The organism is Phenylobacterium sp., from assembly GCF_030698145.1.
Lineage (GTDB): Bacteria > Pseudomonadota > Alphaproteobacteria > Caulobacterales > Caulobacteraceae > Phenylobacterium.
This window is the reverse complement of record NZ_JAUYNW010000140.1, coordinates 48,491-65,855: the sequence shown is the minus strand read 5'-3', so window position 1 is coordinate 65,855 and position 17,365 is coordinate 48,491. Positions and strand designations below refer to the sequence as shown.

Below are 17,365 nucleotides of genomic sequence, written 5' to 3'. Positions count from 1 at the left end.
GATGGAACTCGCCGACTTCGTCCGCGCCGTCTTCGCGCTGGCCCTCACCCTTGGGCTGGTGGGGCTGGCCGCCGTGGCGCTGCGCCGCTTCGGGCCCGACGCCCTGGCGCGGTTCACCCCGACGCGTAAGGAACGGCGCCTGGCCATCGTCGAGAGCCTGGTGCTCGACCCCGCGCGCCGGCTGGTGGTGGTGTCGTTCGACGGCCAGGAGCGCCTGCTGCTGCTGGGCGAGGGCCAGATGCTGCCGTCCGCGCCGGCGCCGCGCAAACCCAAGCCGGCGGCCTGATGCGCAAGTTTCTGACCGCCCTCTTCCGCCTGGACGCCGCCGACTGGCGTCGCGCCGCGGGCCTCTCGGTCCTGGCGACCCTGGCGGCGATGATCTTCCCGGCCGCCGCCGCCGCCCAGGCCGTGAACATCGACCTCGGCACCGGCGCCGGCCTGACCGAGCGGGTGGTCCAGCTCATGGGCCTGCTGACGGTGCTGTCGCTCGCGCCGTCCATCGTCATCATGACCACCTCTTTCGTGCGGATCGTGGTGGTGCTGGGCCTGCTGCGCACGGCGCTCGGCCTGCAGCAGAGCCCGCCCAACGCCGTGCTGATCAGCCTGGCCCTGTTCCTGACGGCCATCGTCATGGGCCCGACCCTGCAGCAATCCTACGACGAGGGGATCAAGCCCCTCATGGACCAGCAGATCGAACTGCCGGCCGCCTTCGACGGCGCCAGCGGGCCGGTGAAGACCTTCATGCTGAGCCAGGTGGATCGCGAGGACCTGGCCCTGTTCATCCGCCTGTCGAAGATCGAACGGCCCGCGACGATCGCCGAAACGCCGCTGCAGGTGGTGACGCCGGCCTTCATGATCTCGGAGCTGAAGCGGGCCTTCGAGATCGGCTTCCTGCTGTTCATCCCGTTCCTGGTCATCGACCTGGTGGTGGCCAGCGTGCTGATGAGCATGGGTATGATGATGCTGCCGCCGGTGGTGGTGTCGCTGCCGTTCAAGCTGATCTTCTTCGTCCTGGTGGACGGATGGCGGTTGGTGGCGGGGAGCCTGGTGGAGAGCTTCCAGCGAGGCGGCGGAGGGGGTTAACCCCGCTCGAGACTAACCCTTCGCGGCCGGAACCGCGGCGGCGGCCTGCTTGGCGGGCGCCTTGGCGCCGCCTGTCGGCCCCGGCTTTTGCCGGAAGCGGACCTTCATTTTGTCGACCCAGCCGGAGAAGGCTTCGTTGTCGGCGGTGACCCGGCCGAAGTCGGCGACGTTCAAGCGGCCCGAAGGCACGCCCGACAGGGCCACGCGCAGGGCCTCGGGGTTGCGGGCCTGGTCGTAGAAGCCGCCGTAGCGCTGATGCAGGCGGGCCAGGGCGGCCTCGTCGCCGCCCAGGCTGTAGGCCACCCCGGCGCGCAGCAGCTTGCCCTCTTCCTCACTGGAGAGCGCGCCGGGCAGTTTCCAGCGCTCGCCCAGGCTCTTTTCGAAGAGGCCGCCGGCGGCGGGCCAGTCCTTCTGTTTCCAGACCACCTCGGCGCGCAGGTCGCTGGCCTCGCGCGACGTATCGCGCTCGATGACCTCCAGGGCGTGGTCCAGCCGGCCCAGGCCCATGAGGGCGCGGGCCTCGACCAGGCGGCGTTCGTTGTTGAGCGCGGTGGGCAGGATGGTGGTGCGCGATCCGTTGATCGCCTGCATGGCCTGCTCGGGCTTGCGATCCATCAGATAGATCAGGGCCAGGTCCGTGGAGACCTGGGCCCGCGGCACGCCATCCAGCCGGTTGTCGGCCTGATAGGCCAGCAGTTGGGCGGCCTGGTCCAGCAGGTCGACATCCACCAGACGGCGGACCAGCTTGCGGACCATCAGGTCGCCGTCGGCGCCTAGCGGCGTCTGTTCCTTGAAGTCGAAGAACAGGGCCAGCGCCTGGATCGGCTCCAGCCCGTCGGCGGCGCCTTCCAGGAACAGGGCGCGGAAGGCCGCGGCCAGGTCGGCCTGGAGCTGCAGGGCGGCGGGCAGGTCGGGAAGTCGCTGGCCGGCCGAGCGCAGGGCCTCCAGCGACTCGCGGTAACGGCCCTGGTTCAGATAGAGCTGGCCGAGCGCGCGGATGGTCTCAAGCTCTGTGGCGTCGCCGCGCCAGCGGTAGCGCAGGCCGTCGAAGACATTGGCCGCCTGAAGCGGGGTGATCTTGCCGGTGTCGAGCCGGATCTGGGTGGCGTGAAGCAGGGCTGGCGCCGACAGGCTCTCGATCGGCGCGCCCGAGACGGCGGCGTAGATGCGCAGGGCGCGGTCGGTGTGCCCCAGGGCCTCGACCACTTGGGCCTGAACCAGGCGCGTGGCAAGCTCTTCCAGGGGTTCGGTCTTGTCCATCAACGCCAGGCGGATGCGGCCTTCCGCGCCGTTGAGATCGCCGAGCGCGAGCGCGGCCTGGGCGTCGGAGCGGGCGAACCGCGCCTTCCACATGGGCGAGAACTGGTTGAACGCCTCGGCGCCGACCGAGAACTGGGCCCGGGCTTCGGGCCACTGGGCCTGCTGGGCGGCGATATAGGAGCGCCACAGGGCGCTGGACGGATCGTCCGACAGGATCGGCGCGGAGAAGTCGGCCTGGGCCTCCTTGTAGCGCCGCGCCATGACCCGGGCGATCCCGCGCAGGCCGCGGAACTCCGGATCATCGGCCAGCTCCGGATGCCGGCGCAGGGCGTCGTTGAGCACGCCGATGGCCTCGAAGGACAGCTCGGACCCCACCAGGAACCGGGCCAGCGCCATTCGCGCGGCCAGCGGGGCGTCCTTGCCCTTGGCCGCCTCCTCGTTGGAGGCGCTCAGCAGGGCGTTGTAGCGGGCCAGGAAGCCGCCCGAGCCGGTCTTGCTCCAGGTGGCGTCGATCAGGCCGGGCATGGTGGCGGCCTGCGGCGCGCCCAGCACCGCGGCGGCGCGTTCCACGCCGGCCGAGGACGGCGAGAGCGCCAGCCCCTCAGGGCGTCCGATATGGATCAGGTCGCCCGCGCGGCTGACCGACAGGTCCTCGACATAGGACTCGATCGCCAAGCCCTGGGCTGAGGGCAGCAGAGCCATCTGCACGAACTCGCGGCGCGACGGCAGTCCCTTGGTGGGACCGAGCGCGGTGACCACCTGCAAGCTGTCGCCGACCACGGGATCGGCCACGGTGAGCGTGCCCGTGACCCCGGCGACGGCGGCCTTCAGGCCGGCCGGGCCGCCGGCCTGGTCGCGGGCGACGCGGATCAGGCTGGCCTGCTGGCCCTGAGCGCCGGGGCCAAGGGTGACCGTCCAGACCGGACCGTTGCTGGAGGCGAAGAACGGGGTGGAGGCCGGGGTGGCGATGCGAACGGCCGAGTAGGCCGTGCCGGTCATGGCCTGCATGCCCGAGAAATGACGCAGGCCGCGCGGGGCGGCCGACAGGTCGAGCTTGGCCGGGGCGTCGAACACCACCCAGATGGCGTCGCCCCGCCGGAACACCGCCGCGCCGCTGGGATTGGCCCAAGGGAAGTTGAGCTGCACCTGGCCGTTGGCGACCTTGGCCTCCATCCGCACCACGCCCCCGGCCGGGACCGGGTTCGCGCGCGGCGCTTCGGGCAGGGTCTCCACCTGGGCGACCTCGACGGGAGCCGCCTCGGGCGTCGGCGCCGCCGGCCTCTCGAACAGGTTGACGTAGGTGGCCCCGCCGTCGGTCCCGACCTTGGCGTCGGCGTTGTCGGCCAGGGTCAACACCAGCTCCAGGCCGCCGCCGGCCGAACGGCGGGCCTCGGCGGTCTTCAGCCAGCGCGGCGGATCGACCCGCAGGCGGGCGATGTCGGGATTGGCCTCACGGTTGAACTTCAGGATCAGCTTCTGGCCGTCGCGGCGGCTGACTGCGCGGGCCCCGCCCGACCAGTGGAATTCGATGCGCGAGAAGTCGCGCGCCTGGGCCACGTGCACGTCCAGCGGCCCGCGCGGGGCCACGGCCTTGGCCGGCGCCGCCAGCCCCGAGGGCGCGACGACGCTTGCGATGGCGATGGCCGCCACCGTCGAGCGAAGGGCCTGGCTCAGGCGCATGGGCGCTTAGGCCTTCGGCGCCGCCGGCGGAGCCGCCGGGTCGGCCGTGCGCGGCGCGGCCGCGGCCTGGGCCGCAGGCTTGGCGGCGGGCTTGGGCGGGGCTTTGGCCGTCCTGGCCGGAGCTTTGGCCGGAGCCTTGGCGGGCGGGGCGGGCGTACCCACTCCGGCGGCCGCGGCGTCGGCCGTGGCGTTGGCGGCCTCGGCCACCTTCTTCACGTCGCTGAAGCGGCGGGCGAGCAGTTCGGTCAGCTTGCGCGCCTCGGCGGGCGGCATGGCGGCCAGGATCGGCGCCAGCGAACGTTCCTTCATCCTGGCGGCCATGGGCACGCGCACGGCGTCGTCCAGGCCGACCATGCGCGGCGCGGCGTCCTTGGCCTTCATGGTCTCGAACACCTTCACCAGGCGGTCGATCTCGGCCTGCTCCTTGCCGTTGGCCTGGACCATCAGACCCTGGATGTCGCCCTTCAGCCCGGCCAGGGCCTTCATCTTGGCGTCGAGCTTGGCTTCGGCGGCGGCCATCAAAGCCAGCTGCACGTCGAAGTCCTGCTCGCGCTTCTCGAGCTGGCCGCGACGAGCGCCCAGGCTCTGCAGCACCTGCAGTTCGGCGGGCGAGAGGCCGGCCTCCTTGGCCAGCTCCGCGGCGGTGGGCGCGCAGATGGCGGGCGGCTTGGCGGCGGCCGGCAATGCGACCTTGGCGGCGGCGTCCTTGGCCAGGCCCATCTCGGCCCTGGCCTCGTCCTTGGAGGGCTTTTCCTTGGGACCCTTGGCGGCGTCCTCGGCGAAGGCGCGCGCGCCTGACACCAGGTCCGGCAGCGACTGGGCGCCGGCCAGGGCGTTGATCCCCATGACGCCGGCGATGGCGACCCCGACCAGGGGCAGGATGCGCGGCATGTTCCTCATCGACGGGCTCCGGCGCGGATCGGCTCGTCACCGATGTCGAACAGGTCGTCGTCGAACCGCGGACGCTCCCGGACCGGCGCGGCGGCCGGACGCGTGAAACGCTCGCGCTCGGGACGCGGCTCGCGGGCGGCCGACAGCAGCGAGCCCAGGCGATGGGTGACCCGCTCGACGTCGCCCAGCTCCATCTCGTCGCGTTCGCGGCCGCGCGTCGGCTCGGCGCGGGCCGAAACCGGCGGAGCGCCCTGCAGTTGGCGATCCAGCTTGGCGCTCAGGGCGCGGGCCTTCTCGATGCGGTCGGCCAGGGCGTCGTGCGCCTCGTCGGTGGCCGCGCGCAGGTCGGCCAGACCCTGCTCGGCCCGGGCGGCGGCGGCGTCCAGCTCGGACACGGCCTTGGCGAAGCCGTCATGGCTGTCGCGAAGGGCCTTCAGCCGGCCGTTCAGCCGGTAGCCGATGACCAGGGCCGCGGTCAGCAGACCGGCCAGCATCAGGTTCATGCCGATGGCGATGATGCTCATTTGACCCTCGAAATGGCTTTCTTGGCGTGGGGCGACAGAGGACCGTCGACGCGCACGGCGATGTGGTGATTGCGGCGGCCCATGCGGCCACGGGTCAGCGGAATCGACCCGGCCCGCAGCTCGATCTGGCTGTCGGGGGTTGCATTCAGCATCATGGTGTCACCGACCTTCAGGTCGAGGACCTCGCGCAGGCTGATCTGCTGTTCGTCGAGGACGGCGCGGACCTCCATCTGGGTGGTCCAGAGCTCGGTGGCCAGGTGGCCTTCCCAGATGTTGTCGCGGCCGAACTTCTCCCCCATGAACTGCTGCAGCAGCATCTTCCGGATGGGCTCGAGCGTGGCGTAGGGCAGCAGCAGCTCAATGCGCCCGCCGCGGTCCTCCATGTCGATGCGCAGCTTCACCAGGATCGCGGCGTTGGCCGGCCGGGCGATGGCGGCGAAGCGCGGATTGGTCTCCAGCCGATCCAAGGTGAAGGTGACCGGGGTCAGGGGCTCGAAGGCCTGCTTGGCGTCGGCCAGGACCACCTCGACCATCCGCTGGACCAGGACGCGCTCGATGGTGGTGTAGGGCCGGCCCTCGATGCGCATGGCCGCGGTGCCGCGGCGTCCGCCCAGCAGCACGTCGACGATGGAATAGATCAGGTTGGAGTCGACCGTCAGCAGGCCGTAGTTCTCCAGCTCCTCGGCCTTGAACACCGAGAGGATGGCCGGCAGCGGAATCGAGTTCAGGTAGTCGCCGAAGCGGATCGACGAGATGTTGTCGAGGCTGACCTCAACATTGTCGGAGGTGAAGTTCCGCAGGGAGGTGGTCATCAACCGCACCAGGCGGTCGAAGACGATCTCCAGCATCGGCAGGCGCTCGTACGAGACCAGCGCGGAGTTGATGATCGCCCGGATGCCCGAGCGCTCGGCGGCCTCTTCGTCAGAGAGGTCGAAGCCCAGCAGGCTGTCGATCTCGTCCTGATTCAGGATCCGTTCGGCGCCGATCAGGCCTTCGACCTGGGCGTCGGGATTGTCCCAAGTGGACGGGTCGTCGGGGTTTATCCCACCCTGCATGCCGCCCTGCATGCCGCCGATGATCTGTGGTTCTTCGTCCATGCGTTGCGCGTCAGCCAGGCCCCGGGGGCCTAGTTGATCAGCATCTCCTCAATCAGGACGGCGTTCACCTTCGACGGCGCGATCACCAGGTTCACCCGGCGCTGGATCTCCATGCGGAGCTGGTAGGAACCCTGCGACCCTTGCAGGTCCTCGGGGCGCAGCTCGCGCAGGAAGGTCTGGAACATGTCCTGGAGCCTCGGCATGTTGGGCTCCAGCAGATCGACGGTCTCCTGGTCGGGCACTTCCAGGGTCAGCTTGAGCTTCAGGAAGGTGGCGCGGCCGTCGGCGGTCTGCATGTTCACCACCACATTGGGCATGGTGTAGAACAGGATGCCGTCGGGCCCTTCGCGGACCTCGCCCGCGAGCTTCTCGCCTTCCTTCTTCTCGCCCTTCTTTTCCTTCTTCTTCTCGCCGGCCTTCTTCTCGCCGTGGGCCTCGTCGGGCTTGGGCTTGAGCAGCATGAAACCGGCGGTCCCGCCGCCGCCCAGGACCAGCACGGCGGCCACGCCGCCGATGATCAGGAACTTGAGCGGGATCTTCTTCTTGGCCGGCGCACCTTCGCCGTCCTCGCCTTCGGCGGCATCGCCTTCCGGGGCTTCCTTGACCTTGTCCTTGGCCACGCGCGCGCGCTCCTTAGAATCTTAGCTCCGTCTCATCGCCCGGCCATGGTTAAGGATCGGTTTTTAACCGGTGTTAACGGCCCACGATTCCTGCCCGGCAGATTCCGCCCAGCGGCCGGCGTTAACTTTGTTTCTCTATGAAATCGTTGAGTTTTTGGATTGGCCCGAAGCTTGCAGCGAACATCACGGGAAAAGTGACGCAGGTTAAGGCCCGCATTCGATGGACAACGCCCTCTATGTCGGACTGTCGCGGCAGATGACGCTGCGTCGCGAAATGGACATCGTCGCCAACAATATCGCCAACGCCGACACCACCGGTTTCAAGGTCGAGAGCCTGCTGGTGGAGACCGAGCCCATGGCCCCGGCGGTGACCGCCCAGGGCCCCCGCCCGGTGAAGTTCGTGCTGGACCGCGGCGTCGGCCGCGATTTCCGCCAGGGCACGCTGCGGATGACCGGCGGAACCTTCGACCTCGGCGTCGAAGGCGACGGGTTCTTCAAGGTCTCCACCGCCGACGGCGAACAATACACCCGCGACGGCCGTTTCCGGCTGGACGACCTCGGCAAGCTGGTCACCCAGGACGGCCTGCCGGTGCTGGGCGACGGCGGCGAGCTGGTCATCGACCCGAAGAAGGGCGCCGTGACCATCGCCGCCGACGGGACGGTCAGCCAGGGCGAGGAGATCGTCGGCAAGGTGGGCGTGGCCCGCTTCGACCAGCTCTCGGTGCTCGAGAAGGTCGGCGACAACCTCTACCGCAACACCTCCAACGACCAGCCCCAGGCCGCCCCGGACACCCGCGTCCGTCAGGGCATGCTCGAGGGCTCGAACGTCAAGCCGATCTCCGAGATCACCCGGATGATTGAAGTCACCCGGGCCTACGAGTCGATGGCCAAGATGATGGACGCCAACGCTGAACTGTCCCGCCGCTCGATCGAGCGGATGGGCAAGCTGAACTAAAGAAAGTCTAGCCGATGCAAGCGCTTCGCACCGCCGCCACGGGCATGTCCGCCCAGCAGCTCAATGTCGAGGTCATCTCGAACAACATCGCCAACATGAACACCGTGGGCTTCAAGAAGCAGCGCGCTGAGTTCCAGGACCTTCTCTACCAGACCCTTGAACGAGCCGGCGCCCAGTCGTCCGACCAGGGCAATGTGGTGCCGACCGGCGTGCAGGTCGGCGGCGGCGTGAAGGCCGGCTCCGTCTACCGGATCACCGAACAGGGCACGATGACCGCCACCGGCAACAAGCTGGACCTGGCGATCTCCGGGCGCGGCTATTTCCAGGTGCTGATGCCCGCCGGCGAGACCGCCTACACCCGGGCCGGCAACCTCTCGACCAACGACCAGGGCCAGCTCGTCACCGAGGACGGCTACCTGATCCAGCCGGCGATCACGATCCCCGGCGACGCCACCGACATCTCGATCTCCAAGAGCGGCCAGGTCCAGGCGATCCGCGCCGGCCAGACCTCGCCCGAGGTGATCGGCAACATCGAGCTCGCGACCTTCGTCAACGAGGGCGGCCTGGACGCCATCGGCGACAACCTGCTGCTGGAGACCGCCGCCTCGGGCGCGGCCACCACCGGCACGCCCGGAAACGAAGGCATCGGCACGCTCAACCAGGGCTACACGGAAGCCTCCAACGTCGACGCGGTCACCGAGATCACCGCCCTGATCGTCGCCCAGCGCGCCTATGAGATGAACTCCAAGGTCATCACCTCGGCCGACGAGATGCTGCGCACCGCCAGCAACATCCGGTCCTGATCATGACCCGCGCCCTGCTCATCGCCGCCGTGGCCTGGCTCACAGCCGCCCCGGCCCTGGCCGCCACCAACGTCACCCTCAAGACCGAGGTCCTGGACGACGACGGCATGGTCACCCTTTCCGACCTGTTCGACGGGACGGGCGCGGCCGGCAAGGTCCAGGTCGCGGCCAAGCCCGGCACCTCCACCGTGCTCGACGCCGGGGCCGTGCAAGGCCTGGCCCGCCGCAACGGCCTGGCCTGGGCCAACGCCGAGGGCATCCGCCGCATCGTGGTCCGCGGCGGCGCCCCGGCCCCGGCCGCGGCGCGCGGCAACGTCGAGGTGCTGACCTATGCCCGCAGCCTGTCGGCCGGCGAGATCGTCCAGCCGCAGGACCTGGTCTGGGGCAAGGCCGCCGCCGCCCCGTCCGACGCGCCGAACGACGCCGAGACCATCATCGGCCTGGCCGCCAAGCGCCCCCTGCGGGCCGGCGCGGCCGTCTCGTCGCGCGACGTCTCCGCGCCCCAGGTCATCAAGGCCGGCGAGCTGATCACCGTCCTCTACGAGTACGACGGCATCTCCCTGTCGCTGCAAGGCAAGGCCATGACCGCCGCCAGCCAGGGCGAATCCCTGAGCGTCCAGAACACCTCGTCCAAGAAGATGATCCAGGCCGTCGCCAGCGGACCCGGCCAAGCGATGGTCGGCCCCGCGGCCGATCAGATCCGTGGCGGTCGCCGCACCCAAGTCGCGCTTCGCTAGTGAGAAGACAAACCATGCGCCTTCCCCTCCTCGCCCTCCTGGCCCTCGCGCCCCTGGCCGCCTGCTCGACCGTGGTGGAGGCCGTGAAGGGTCCAGAGCTCGCCCCCGTCGGCTATCCGGCCTCGCTGGTCGCCCGCGAGCAGCCGACCTTCGTCTCGGCCCGCGAGCCCATGCCTCAGGCGGCCTCGGCCAATTCGCTGTGGCGTACCGGGGCCCGCGCTTTCTTCATCGACCAGCGCGCCAACCGGGTCGGCGACATCCTCACCGTCCAGATCGACATCAACGACTCGGCCCAGACGTCGAACGCCAGCAACAGCACGCGGACCTCGGGCATGAGCGCCGGCGTCGACAACCTGCTGGGCCTGGAATCCAGCCTCGGCCGCTTCCTGCCGGGCGGCTTCGACCCCGCCAACGCCATCAACACCAACTCGGCCACCAACAACGCCGGGTCGGGCGCGGTCACCCGGTCGGAGAAGATCTCCCTGACCATCGCCGCGGTGGTGACCAACGTCCTGCCCAACGGCAACATGGTCATCCAGGGCGTCCAGGAGGTCCGCACCAACGCCGAACTGCGCCAGCTCACCGTGGCAGGGATCGTGCGCCCCGAGGACATCACCTCGTCCAACACCATCCGCCACACCCAGATCGCCGAGGCGCGGATCAGCTACGGCGGCCGCGGCGACATCAGCCGGGTCCAGAAGACCCCGGCCGGCCAGTCCCTGGTGGAGCGCTTCACCCCCTTCTGAGCCGAATCCGGATCGTTTTGCGCCGAGGCGGCGTTCCTATTCCAAAGGGAGCGTCGTCATGCATCGCCCTGCGATCGTCGGACTGGGACTTTCTTGCCTGCTGAGCGCCTGCGCCCAGCAGGCCGGGCCGCCCACCGCGCCGGCCATGGCCTGGTCGCTGAACCACGTCGAGGGCGAAGGCGCCAAGCTCGCCTTTGGAGAACCCGACAGCGACAACCTGCTGCTGCTGATGACCTGCCAGCCGCGCTCCGGCGAGGTGATGGTCACCATGGCCGCGCCGCAGGATCGCCCCGCCCGCGCCATCGAACTGCAGTCGCACGATCAGTCCAGCCGCCTGGCCGGCCAGGTCGTGCCCGCCGTCAGCGAGGGTGAAGCGCTGATCGAGGCCCAGACCAAGGCCAGCGACCCGACCCTGACCAGTTTCGCCAGGACCGGGGACCTGACCATCGCCGGCGACGGTCCGAAGGTGAGGCTGCCCGTGCGTGGCGAGGAGCGCCAAGCCGTACGAACCTTCGTCGCCACCTGCCGCGCCGCCTAGATAGCGCCTCAAGCGGGGTGCTAGCTTTGCCGCATGAAGCTCGCGACGATCCTCATCTCCTGCCTCCTCGCCAGCGCCGCCCAGGCGCAGGACGCCCGCGTCTGGATGGTCCAGACGCCGAAGGACAATGACGCCTGGCTGCGCTATGCGACGCCGGGCACCGACGACCAGCCGCTGGCCTTCCGCTGCGTTCCCAAGTCCGGCCAGGTATCGGTGAGCGCGGTGCTGGCCAAGCCGGTCGGCGCGCGCCTGCCGGCCAGCGTGACGGTCGCCTCCGCGCCGGCCTCCGCCACCCTCCGCGGTTCCGTCGAGCCCGACCTGGTCACCGACGGCGCCCTGGCCTCGGCGGAATTCTCCACCCGGGCTCCCGTTGTCGAGGCGTTCAGGAAGACCGGGCTGGTCAGCGTCGCCGCCCAGGGCGAGACCATGACCCCGCCGCCCGCGCCCAAGGGCGTGGTGCGCAAGTTCTTCGGGGCCTGCAGGTAGCCTAGGCGCGCCGTCCGGCGGCCGAGACGTTGTCCACGCCGAGCGCCGCCAGAGCGCCGCGCACGATGCCTTCGGCGTCTAGGCCGGCGTCGGCGTACATGGCCTCGGGCTTGTCGTGATCCTGGAAGATGTCGGGCAGGTTGAGCGTGCGGACCTTGAGGCCGCGGTCCAGGGCGCCGTGCTCGGCCAGGGCCTGCAGCACGAAGCCGCCGAAGCCGCCCATGGCGCCCTCCTCGACCGTGATCAGGGCCTCGTGCTCGCGGGCCAGACGCAGGATCAGCTCGATATCCAACGGCTTGGCGAAGCGCGCGTCGCAGACCGTGGCCGACAGGCCCCGGGCGGCCAACAGATCGGCGGCCTTCAGGCTCTCGGCCAGGCGCGTGCCGAAGGAGACGATGGCGACGGCCGTGCCTTCGCGGATGATGCGGCCTTTGCCGATCTCCAGCGGCTCGGCGATCTCGGGCAGGGTCAGGCCCCAACCCTCGCCGCGCGGATAGCGGAAGGCGCTGGGCCGGTCGTCGATCTCCGCGGCGGTGGCGACCATCCGGGCCAGTTCGACCTCGTCGGCCGCGGCCATCAGGATCATGCCCGGCAGAGCGCCCATGAAGCCGATGTCGAAGGACCCGGCATGGGTCGCCCCGTCGGCGCCCACCAGGCCGGCTCGGTCCATGGCGAAGCGCACCGGCAGGCGCTGGATCGCCACGTCGTGGACCACCTGGTCGTAGCCCCGCTGCAGGAAGGTGGAATAGATCGCGCAGAACGGCTTCATGCCGTCGGCGGCGAGGCCCGCAGCGAAGGTGACCGCATGCTGCTCGGCGATGCCGACATCGAAGGTGCGGTCCGGGAAGCGCTTGGCGAACAGGTCCAGGCCGGTTCCTGACGGCATGGCCGCGGTGACGGCGACGATCCGCTCGTCGCGCTCGGCCTGCTTGATCAGCTCCTGGGCGAAGACCTTGGTGTACTGCGGCGCGTTGGGCTGGGCCTTGGCCTGCAAGCCGGTGACCACGTCGAACTTCACCACCGCGTGCAGTTTGTCGTCGGCGCTCTCGGCCGGGGCGTAACCCTTGCCCTTTTGCGTCACCACATGAACCAGGACCGGCTTGTCCTTGATTTCACGCACATTCTTGAGAATCGGCACCAGGGCGTCCAGGTCGTGGCCGTCGATCGGGCCGACATAGTAGAAGCCCAGCTCCTCGAACAGCGTGCCGCCGGTGACCATGCCGCGGGCGTATTCCTCGGCCTTGCGGGCGGCCTCGCGCATCGGGCGCGGCAGCACCTTGGCCACCGACTTGCCGAGATTGCGCAGCGACTGGTAGCCACCGCCCGAAACGACCCGGGCCAGGTAGGCGCTCATGCCCCCCACCGGCGGGGCGATGGACATGTCGTTGTCGTTGAGGATGACGGTGAGCTGGCCCGTGGTCTCGCAGGCGTTGTTCATGGCCTCGTAGGCCATGCCCGCGCTCATCGAGCCGTCGCCGATCACGGCCACGACGCTGTTGTGCTTGCCATGGGCGTCGCGGGCCGCGGCGAAGCCCAGGGCCGCGGAGATCGAGGTGGCCGCGTGGGCGGCGCCGAACGGGTCGTACTCGCTCTCGCTGCGCTTGGTGAAGCCCGACAGCCCGCCGGCCTGGCGCAGGGTGCGGATGCGGTCGCGGCGGCCGGTGAGGATCTTGTGCGGATAGGCCTGGTGACCGACGTCCCAGATCAGGATGTCTTCCGGCGTGTCGTAGACATGGTGCAGGGCGACGGTCAGTTCGACCACCCCGAGGCCCGCCCCAAAGTGTCCGCCGGTCTGCGAGACGGCGTCGATCATCTCGGCGCGCACCTCGTCGGCGAGCTGCCGAAGCTCGGCCGCGTTGAACCCCCGGGTGTCCTTGGGGAACGAGACCTTGTCGAGCAGAGGCGTGACTGGCGGCATGTTTACAGGGGGACGCTGCTTTGAATCTAGTTTCGGCGCTCTAGCACGAAATCGACGCTCGCCCGCAGGAATTCGGCCCGCGGACCGAACGGATCGAGGTGCGCTTTGGTCTGTTGCGCCAGCAGGCTGAGGCGTTGGCGCGCGGCGTCCGCGCCCAGCAGGGTGACGTAGTTCGCCTTGCCCATGGCCGCGTCCTTGCCGGCCTTCTTGCCCAGCGTCGCGCTCTCGCCCTCGGCGTCCAGAAGGTCGTCGACGATCTGGTAGGCCAGGCCCAGGTCCTGGGCGAAGGCCATCAGGGCGTGGCGTTCGCCGTCCCCGGCATGGGCCATGATGAGGGGCAGTTCGAAGGCCACGGCGATCAGGGCGCCGGTCTTCAGCCGCTGCATCCGGGCCACCGCGCCCAGGTCGTCGCGCACGCCCAGCATGTCGATCATCTGGCCGCCGCACATGCCCCGCGCGCCGGCCGACTGGGCCAACTTCAGCACCATCTCGGAGCGGACATTGCCGTCCTTGTGGGTGTCCGGGTGCGCGAGGATCTCGAAGGCCACCGTCTGCAGGGCGTCACCGGCCAGGATGGCGGTGGCCTCGTCATAGGCCTTGTGCACCGTGGGCCGACCGCGGCGCATGTCGTCGTCGTCCATGGCCGGCAGGTCGTCGTGGATCAGGCTGTAGGCCTGGATGCATTCCAGGGCGCAGGCCGCGCGTAGCACCGGCCGGTCGTCCAGGTCGAACATCTTGCCGGTCTCGATGGCGAAATAGGTGCGCAGGCGCTTGCCGGGCCCCAGGGCCGCGTAGCGCATGGCCTCGGTCAACCGCGACTCCGGCCCATCGGCGCGCGGCAACAGCTCGTCCAGCGCCACCGTGACGATATCGGCGGCCTCGGCCACGCGTTGGGCCAGGGACATCCTAGTTGAACTCGGCGGATTCGACGCTGGCCTGGCCGCCCGAGCCCACCACGATCTTCTCGACCTGGAGGCGCGCGGCCTCCAGCCGTTTCTCGCAGTGCGCCTTCAGGGCCGCGCCGCGCTCGTAGAGCTTCACCGACTCTTCCAGCGGCGCCTGTCCGGACTCCAACTGGCCGACGATCCGCTCCAGCTCGGCCAGCGCCTGTTCGAACGACAGGCCATCGATGTCGGCGGCTTCGGCCATTCCAAATCCCTCGAGAAGCGCTGCAACCTAGTAAGGGCTGAGACACCCCGCAACGACGATGATCTCAGGACCGCTCGTAGCGCCGGGTCGACCAGTACTTCCAGCCCTGGTTGGCGGTCATCTTCCAGCCGCGCCGGCGCAGGGCTCGGCCGACCATGAAATTGAAGAAGCCGTGGGCCAGCACCACCACGTCGCTGCCGTCGGCGGCCAGGTCCTCGATCCGCGAGGCGGCCTGGTCAGCGCGAGTCTCGGCCTGGCGGCGGGTCTCGCCGCCTTCGTGGTGATCGAAGAACCACCACCAGAATCGCGCGAAGAAGCCCCAGGTCCTGGGGGCGAGCTTGACGAAGCCCGGCCAGTTCGGCGGCGGCAGCGGGGCCTCGACGAACATCTCGTCGCGGACGAAGTCGCGGCCCCGGCAGAGCGCCACGGCGCTCTCGATCGAACGGGTTCGCACCGAGGAGATCACCGCCCCGGCGGAAGCGATCTGGTCCATCAGCGCCGGCGGCGGCGTCTGGCCGGGACGCAGCCCCCCCTCCTCGTACTTCACCCAGAAGTCGCGGTAGCCACGCGCGGTCAGCACAACGTCGCGCGGGAGCGCGGGTTCGCCATGGCGGGCCAGGATGATGGCGCCGGGGCGTATGGCGGACGGAGGCTGAGGGTCGGCGGTCAAAGCGTCGGCCATGTCATCCGAAAGCCCGCGTGCGCGCAATGCGTACCGGCTTCGCCCTTCACCCCAAAGACAGGGCCCGAACATGCGCAAGCGCCGAGCGACCCAGAGCCTCAAGGTCGTAACCGCCCTCGAGCGAGGACACAACCCGACCTTTCGCGTGGGCGTTGGCGACCGAGACGATGGCCCTTGTAGCCCAATCGAAATCCTCGGCTTCCAGGTTCTGGGTCGAATCGCCGATGGGGTCGCGGACATGGGCGTCGAACCCGGCGGAGACCAGGATCAGGTCCGGGGCGAAGGCGTCCACGTGGCGCATCAGGCCCTCGAATTCCTTGCGCCAGGCCTCGCGAGCGGCCCCCGGCGGGACCACGGCGTTGCGGATGTTGCCGGGAACGGCCTCCGACGGATGGCCGGTGCCGGGCCACATGGGCCACTGCTGGACGGAGACGAAGAACGTATCCTCCACGCCGCCGAGCGAGGCCTGGGTGCCGTTGCCGTGGTGGACGTCGAAATCGACCACCGCCACCCGTCTCAGACCGGCGTCCTGCGCGGCCCGCGCGGCCACGGCGACGTTCGAGAAGATGCAGAAGCCCATCGGCAGGTGCGGCTCGGCGTGGTGTCCGGGCGGACGCACCGCGCAGAAGGCGCGCCGCAGGTCGCCGGCGGCCACGTCGCGCACGGCGCTGACCACCGCGCCCGCCGCGCGCTGGGCCGCCGCCAGGCTGCCGGGCGACATGAAGGTGTCGCCGTCCAGCATGAGGCGGCCGGTCCTGGGTGCGGAATTGATGATGGCATCGACGTAGTCCGGCAGGTGGACGCGGGTCAGGTCGGCTGTCTCGACCAAGGGCGCGTCGCGGCGATCCAGACGCAGGTCGGTGGCGTCGTCCAGGGCGCCTAGCACGGCGCTCAAACGCTCCGGTCGTTCGAAATGTCCCTCGCCGGGACGGTGGTCCAGCATGTCGAGATGGGTGTAAAGCCCGAGGGTCATTGTCGACTCATCCCCTTCCGCACACCGCAGCGAGCAGCATGCAGGAACCCATAATCCGCCGCGCCCGTCTCGACGAGGCCGAGATTGTCGCCGACATCGGCGCGCGCACCTTCCGCGAGACCTTCGCCCACCTCTACGATCCCGGGGACCTCGCCGAGTTCCTGGCCGACGCCTACAGCCTGGAGCGGACGCGGGCCGACCTGGCCGATCCCACCAAGGCGATCTGGCTGGTGGAGACCGACGGCGTGGTGATCGGCTATGCCCTGGCCGGCCCCTGCGGCCTGCCGCATCCGGACGTGACCACGGCCTGCGGCGAACTGAAACGCCTCTATCTGGTCAAGGGCGCTCAGAACGGCGGCGCGGGCGGGCGGCTGTTCGCGCAGACCCTGGCGTGGCTGCTGCAGGACGGGCCGAGGGACCTGTGGATCGGCGTCTGGTCGGAAAACTACGGCGCGCAGCGGTTCTATGAGCGCCACGGCTTCTCCCGCGTCGGAGAGTATGGATTCCAAGTCGGTTCGACCACGGATCGGGAGTTCATCCTGCGCCGCCCCGCGCACGGGTCAGCCTCTTAAGCACGCGCCTGTGCCTCAGACTTGCCAGATTTTCTCTCCAAATCACGATTATCGAAGAAATATTGCTTCGATTTAACATAGCTGTCTTTGACGCCGCCGGTCGGTTTTGCGACCTTCGGCTCAATCATCGCGGAGCTGACTGGGCGACGGTGGGATGTTGAGGATTGGGTATGTACGGCTGCGCGACGCGCGGTCGTCTGAAGACACTGCGGCGTTGAAGGAACTGGGGTGCCACGTGGTCCGGGCGGAGGAACCGACGGGCCCGACCGCTGACGATTCAGCGGTGCTCGCCTCGATTCTCGATTTCATCGGGCCCGGCGATCAGTTGGTGGTCACCCGCCTCAACCATCTGGCGCCGTCCAGCCGCGGCCTGCTCGAAGTTTTGACGAGGCTGGAGGAACGCGGCGCCCATCTCTATGTGGTCGAGTCCGGCATCTCGTCCGAGGGCGAGGGCGGCCGGGCTCTGCATGCGGCCCTGCAGGCGGTGGCCTCGGTGGAGCCGCCCTGGATCGACCGCCGCCGCCGCGGCGCGCCCGCCGACGACATCCGCGCCCTACAGGCCGCCGGCGTCGGGCCGGTGGAGATCGCCCGGCGCCTGGGCGTCTCGCGCATGACCGTCTGGCGCAAGCTCCGCACGATGCCGGCCTAGGA

The 17,365-nt window shown here is 69.6% G+C and carries 20 protein-coding genes; 10 read left to right on the top strand and 10 right to left on the bottom strand.

The window, feature by feature from the left end; genetic code table 11:
* Position 1 precedes the first annotated feature (1 nt).
* On the top strand, positions 2-286 hold the full coding sequence (locus Q8Q77_RS19590; RefSeq protein ID WP_305585656.1) for a flagellar biosynthetic protein FliO: 285 nt from the start codon (positions 2-4) through the stop codon (positions 284-286).
* The gene (fliP, locus tag Q8Q77_RS19585; protein ID WP_305585654.1) at positions 286-1,083 is read left to right on the top strand and encodes a flagellar type III secretion system pore protein FliP; all 798 of its coding nucleotides are present in this window, start codon (positions 286-288) and stop codon (positions 1,081-1,083) included. Before Q8Q77_RS19590 ends, fliP begins: the two co-directional genes overlap by 1 nt.
* Positions 1,084-1,095: 12 nt before the next feature.
* On the opposite strand, the gene Q8Q77_RS19580 is transcribed toward fliP, so the two are convergent.
* Genes Q8Q77_RS19580 through Q8Q77_RS19560 form a run of 5 tightly spaced genes read right to left on the bottom strand, consistent with a single transcriptional unit; the run spans position 1,096 to position 7,155 of the window.
* Positions 1,096-4,023 carry a tetratricopeptide repeat protein gene (locus Q8Q77_RS19580; protein WP_305585653.1) on the bottom strand — a complete coding sequence of 976 codons (2,928 nt, stop codon included), beginning with the start codon at positions 4,021-4,023 and terminating at the stop codon, positions 1,096-1,098.
* A gap of 6 nt (positions 4,024-4,029) precedes the next feature.
* Entirely contained in the window at positions 4,030-4,923 is an 894-nt protein-coding gene (locus tag Q8Q77_RS19575; RefSeq protein WP_305585651.1) for a MotE family protein, read from the bottom strand.
* Positions 4,920-5,438 carry a DUF6468 domain-containing protein gene (locus Q8Q77_RS19570; RefSeq protein WP_305585650.1) on the bottom strand — a complete coding sequence of 173 codons (519 nt, stop codon included), beginning with the start codon at positions 5,436-5,438 and terminating at the stop codon, positions 4,920-4,922. Before Q8Q77_RS19570 ends, Q8Q77_RS19575 begins: the two co-directional genes overlap by 4 nt.
* The gene (fliM, locus tag Q8Q77_RS19565) at positions 5,435-6,535 is read right to left on the bottom strand and encodes a flagellar motor switch protein FliM (protein ID WP_371130486.1); all 1,101 of its coding nucleotides are present in this window, start codon (positions 6,533-6,535) and stop codon (positions 5,435-5,437) included. Before fliM ends, Q8Q77_RS19570 begins: the two co-directional genes overlap by 4 nt.
* Positions 6,536-6,564: 29 nt before the next feature.
* Complete coding sequence (locus Q8Q77_RS19560; RefSeq protein ID WP_305585648.1) at positions 6,565-7,155, bottom strand: flagellar basal body-associated FliL family protein; 591 nt, start codon at positions 7,153-7,155, stop codon at positions 6,565-6,567.
* Between the two features lie 220 nt (positions 7,156-7,375).
* Between Q8Q77_RS19560 and flgF the strand changes: the two genes are divergently transcribed.
* From flgF to Q8Q77_RS19530, 6 genes are read left to right on the top strand one after another with little or no spacing between them, the layout of a single operon-like run.
* A complete protein-coding gene (flgF, locus tag Q8Q77_RS19555) occupies positions 7,376-8,110 on the top strand; it encodes a flagellar basal-body rod protein FlgF (RefSeq protein WP_305585647.1) in 735 nt (244 codons plus the stop codon).
* A gap of 14 nt (positions 8,111-8,124) precedes the next feature.
* Positions 8,125-8,913 carry a flagellar basal-body rod protein FlgG gene (flgG, locus tag Q8Q77_RS19550; protein ID WP_305585646.1) on the top strand — a complete coding sequence of 263 codons (789 nt, stop codon included), beginning with the start codon at positions 8,125-8,127 and terminating at the stop codon, positions 8,911-8,913.
* Positions 8,914-8,915: 2 nt separating this feature from the next.
* Complete coding sequence (gene flgA / locus Q8Q77_RS19545) at positions 8,916-9,650, top strand: flagellar basal body P-ring formation chaperone FlgA (RefSeq protein ID WP_305585645.1); 735 nt, start codon at positions 8,916-8,918, stop codon at positions 9,648-9,650.
* Positions 9,651-9,664: 14 nt separating this feature from the next.
* Positions 9,665-10,396 (top strand): flagellar basal body L-ring protein FlgH, encoded by a 732-nt coding sequence (flgH, locus tag Q8Q77_RS19540; protein WP_305585643.1) that lies wholly within the window; start codon positions 9,665-9,667, stop codon positions 10,394-10,396.
* Between the two features lie 58 nt (positions 10,397-10,454).
* Positions 10,455-10,934 (top strand): hypothetical protein, encoded by a 480-nt coding sequence (locus Q8Q77_RS19535; protein ID WP_305585641.1) that lies wholly within the window; start codon positions 10,455-10,457, stop codon positions 10,932-10,934.
* Positions 10,935-10,967: 33 nt separating this feature from the next.
* Positions 10,968-11,420 (top strand): hypothetical protein, encoded by a 453-nt coding sequence (locus Q8Q77_RS19530; RefSeq protein WP_305585639.1) that lies wholly within the window; start codon positions 10,968-10,970, stop codon positions 11,418-11,420.
* Between the two features lies 1 nt (position 11,421).
* On the opposite strand, the gene dxs is transcribed toward Q8Q77_RS19530, so the two are convergent.
* The 5 genes from dxs to Q8Q77_RS19505 form a co-directional block, all read right to left on the bottom strand.
* Positions 11,422-13,338 carry a 1-deoxy-D-xylulose-5-phosphate synthase gene (gene dxs, locus Q8Q77_RS19525; RefSeq protein ID WP_305585637.1) on the bottom strand — a complete coding sequence of 639 codons (1,917 nt, stop codon included), beginning with the start codon at positions 13,336-13,338 and terminating at the stop codon, positions 11,422-11,424.
* A gap of 26 nt (positions 13,339-13,364) precedes the next feature.
* The gene (locus tag Q8Q77_RS19520; protein ID WP_305585635.1) at positions 13,365-14,243 is read right to left on the bottom strand and encodes a polyprenyl synthetase family protein; all 879 of its coding nucleotides are present in this window, start codon (positions 14,241-14,243) and stop codon (positions 13,365-13,367) included.
* Position 14,244: 1 nt separating this feature from the next.
* Positions 14,245-14,487 (bottom strand): exodeoxyribonuclease VII small subunit, encoded by a 243-nt coding sequence (locus Q8Q77_RS19515; protein ID WP_305585633.1) that lies wholly within the window; start codon positions 14,485-14,487, stop codon positions 14,245-14,247.
* Between the two features lie 64 nt (positions 14,488-14,551).
* Positions 14,552-15,169, bottom strand: a complete 618-nt coding sequence (locus Q8Q77_RS19510; protein WP_305585631.1) for a histidine phosphatase family protein — start codon at positions 15,167-15,169, stop codon at positions 14,552-14,554.
* Between the two features lie 46 nt (positions 15,170-15,215).
* Entirely contained in the window at positions 15,216-16,142 is a 927-nt protein-coding gene (locus tag Q8Q77_RS19505; RefSeq protein ID WP_305585629.1) for a histone deacetylase family protein, read from the bottom strand.
* 38 nt (positions 16,143-16,180) lie between these two features.
* On the opposite strand from Q8Q77_RS19505, the gene Q8Q77_RS19500 reads away from it, so the two are divergent.
* Positions 16,181-16,714: a GNAT family N-acetyltransferase gene (locus tag Q8Q77_RS19500; protein ID WP_305585627.1), complete on the top strand. Its 534-nt coding sequence runs from the start codon at positions 16,181-16,183 to the stop codon at positions 16,712-16,714.
* A 154-nt stretch (positions 16,715-16,868) separates the two neighbouring features.
* Positions 16,869-17,363 (top strand): recombinase family protein, encoded by a 495-nt coding sequence (locus Q8Q77_RS19495; protein WP_305585625.1) that lies wholly within the window; start codon positions 16,869-16,871, stop codon positions 17,361-17,363.
* Positions 17,364-17,365: the final 2 nt, after the last annotated feature.

What these genes read in the sequence shown, in the direction of transcription:
- Q8Q77_RS19520 (WP_305585635.1), bottom strand. Translation starts at nt 14,243, where the DNA reads ATGTCCCTGGCCCAACGCGTGGCCGAGGCCGCCGATATCGTCACGGTG.
- Q8Q77_RS19590 (WP_305585656.1), top strand. Translation starts at nt 2, where the DNA reads ATGGAACTCGCCGACTTCGTCCGCGCCGTCTTCGCGCTGGCCCTCACC.
- fliP (WP_305585654.1), top strand. Translation starts at nt 286, where the DNA reads ATGCGCAAGTTTCTGACCGCCCTCTTCCGCCTGGACGCCGCCGACTGG.
- Q8Q77_RS19495 (WP_305585625.1), top strand. Translation starts at nt 16,869, where the DNA reads ATGTTGAGGATTGGGTATGTACGGCTGCGCGACGCGCGGTCGTCTGAA.
- Q8Q77_RS19570 (WP_305585650.1), bottom strand. Translation starts at nt 5,438, where the DNA reads ATGAGCATCATCGCCATCGGCATGAACCTGATGCTGGCCGGTCTGCTG.
- Q8Q77_RS19510 (WP_305585631.1), bottom strand. Translation starts at nt 15,169, where the DNA reads ATGGCCGACGCTTTGACCGCCGACCCTCAGCCTCCGTCCGCCATACGC.
- Q8Q77_RS19580 (WP_305585653.1), bottom strand. Translation starts at nt 4,023, where the DNA reads ATGCGCCTGAGCCAGGCCCTTCGCTCGACGGTGGCGGCCATCGCCATC.
- flgH (WP_305585643.1), top strand. Translation starts at nt 9,665, where the DNA reads ATGCGCCTTCCCCTCCTCGCCCTCCTGGCCCTCGCGCCCCTGGCCGCC.
- fliM (WP_371130486.1), bottom strand. Translation starts at nt 6,535, where the DNA reads ATGGACGAAGAACCACAGATCATCGGCGGCATGCAGGGCGGCATGCAG.
- Q8Q77_RS19505 (WP_305585629.1), bottom strand. Translation starts at nt 16,142, where the DNA reads ATGACCCTCGGGCTTTACACCCATCTCGACATGCTGGACCACCGTCCC.
- Q8Q77_RS19500 (WP_305585627.1), top strand. Translation starts at nt 16,181, where the DNA reads ATGCAGGAACCCATAATCCGCCGCGCCCGTCTCGACGAGGCCGAGATT.
- flgA (WP_305585645.1), top strand. Translation starts at nt 8,916, where the DNA reads ATGACCCGCGCCCTGCTCATCGCCGCCGTGGCCTGGCTCACAGCCGCC.
- flgG (WP_305585646.1), top strand. Translation starts at nt 8,125, where the DNA reads ATGCAAGCGCTTCGCACCGCCGCCACGGGCATGTCCGCCCAGCAGCTC.
- Q8Q77_RS19515 (WP_305585633.1), bottom strand. Translation starts at nt 14,487, where the DNA reads ATGGCCGAAGCCGCCGACATCGATGGCCTGTCGTTCGAACAGGCGCTG.
- Q8Q77_RS19575 (WP_305585651.1), bottom strand. Translation starts at nt 4,923, where the DNA reads ATGAGGAACATGCCGCGCATCCTGCCCCTGGTCGGGGTCGCCATCGCC.
- dxs (WP_305585637.1), bottom strand. Translation starts at nt 13,338, where the DNA reads ATGCCGCCAGTCACGCCTCTGCTCGACAAGGTCTCGTTCCCCAAGGAC.
- Q8Q77_RS19530 (WP_305585639.1), top strand. Translation starts at nt 10,968, where the DNA reads ATGAAGCTCGCGACGATCCTCATCTCCTGCCTCCTCGCCAGCGCCGCC.
- flgF (WP_305585647.1), top strand. Translation starts at nt 7,376, where the DNA reads ATGGACAACGCCCTCTATGTCGGACTGTCGCGGCAGATGACGCTGCGT.
- Q8Q77_RS19535 (WP_305585641.1), top strand. Translation starts at nt 10,455, where the DNA reads ATGCATCGCCCTGCGATCGTCGGACTGGGACTTTCTTGCCTGCTGAGC.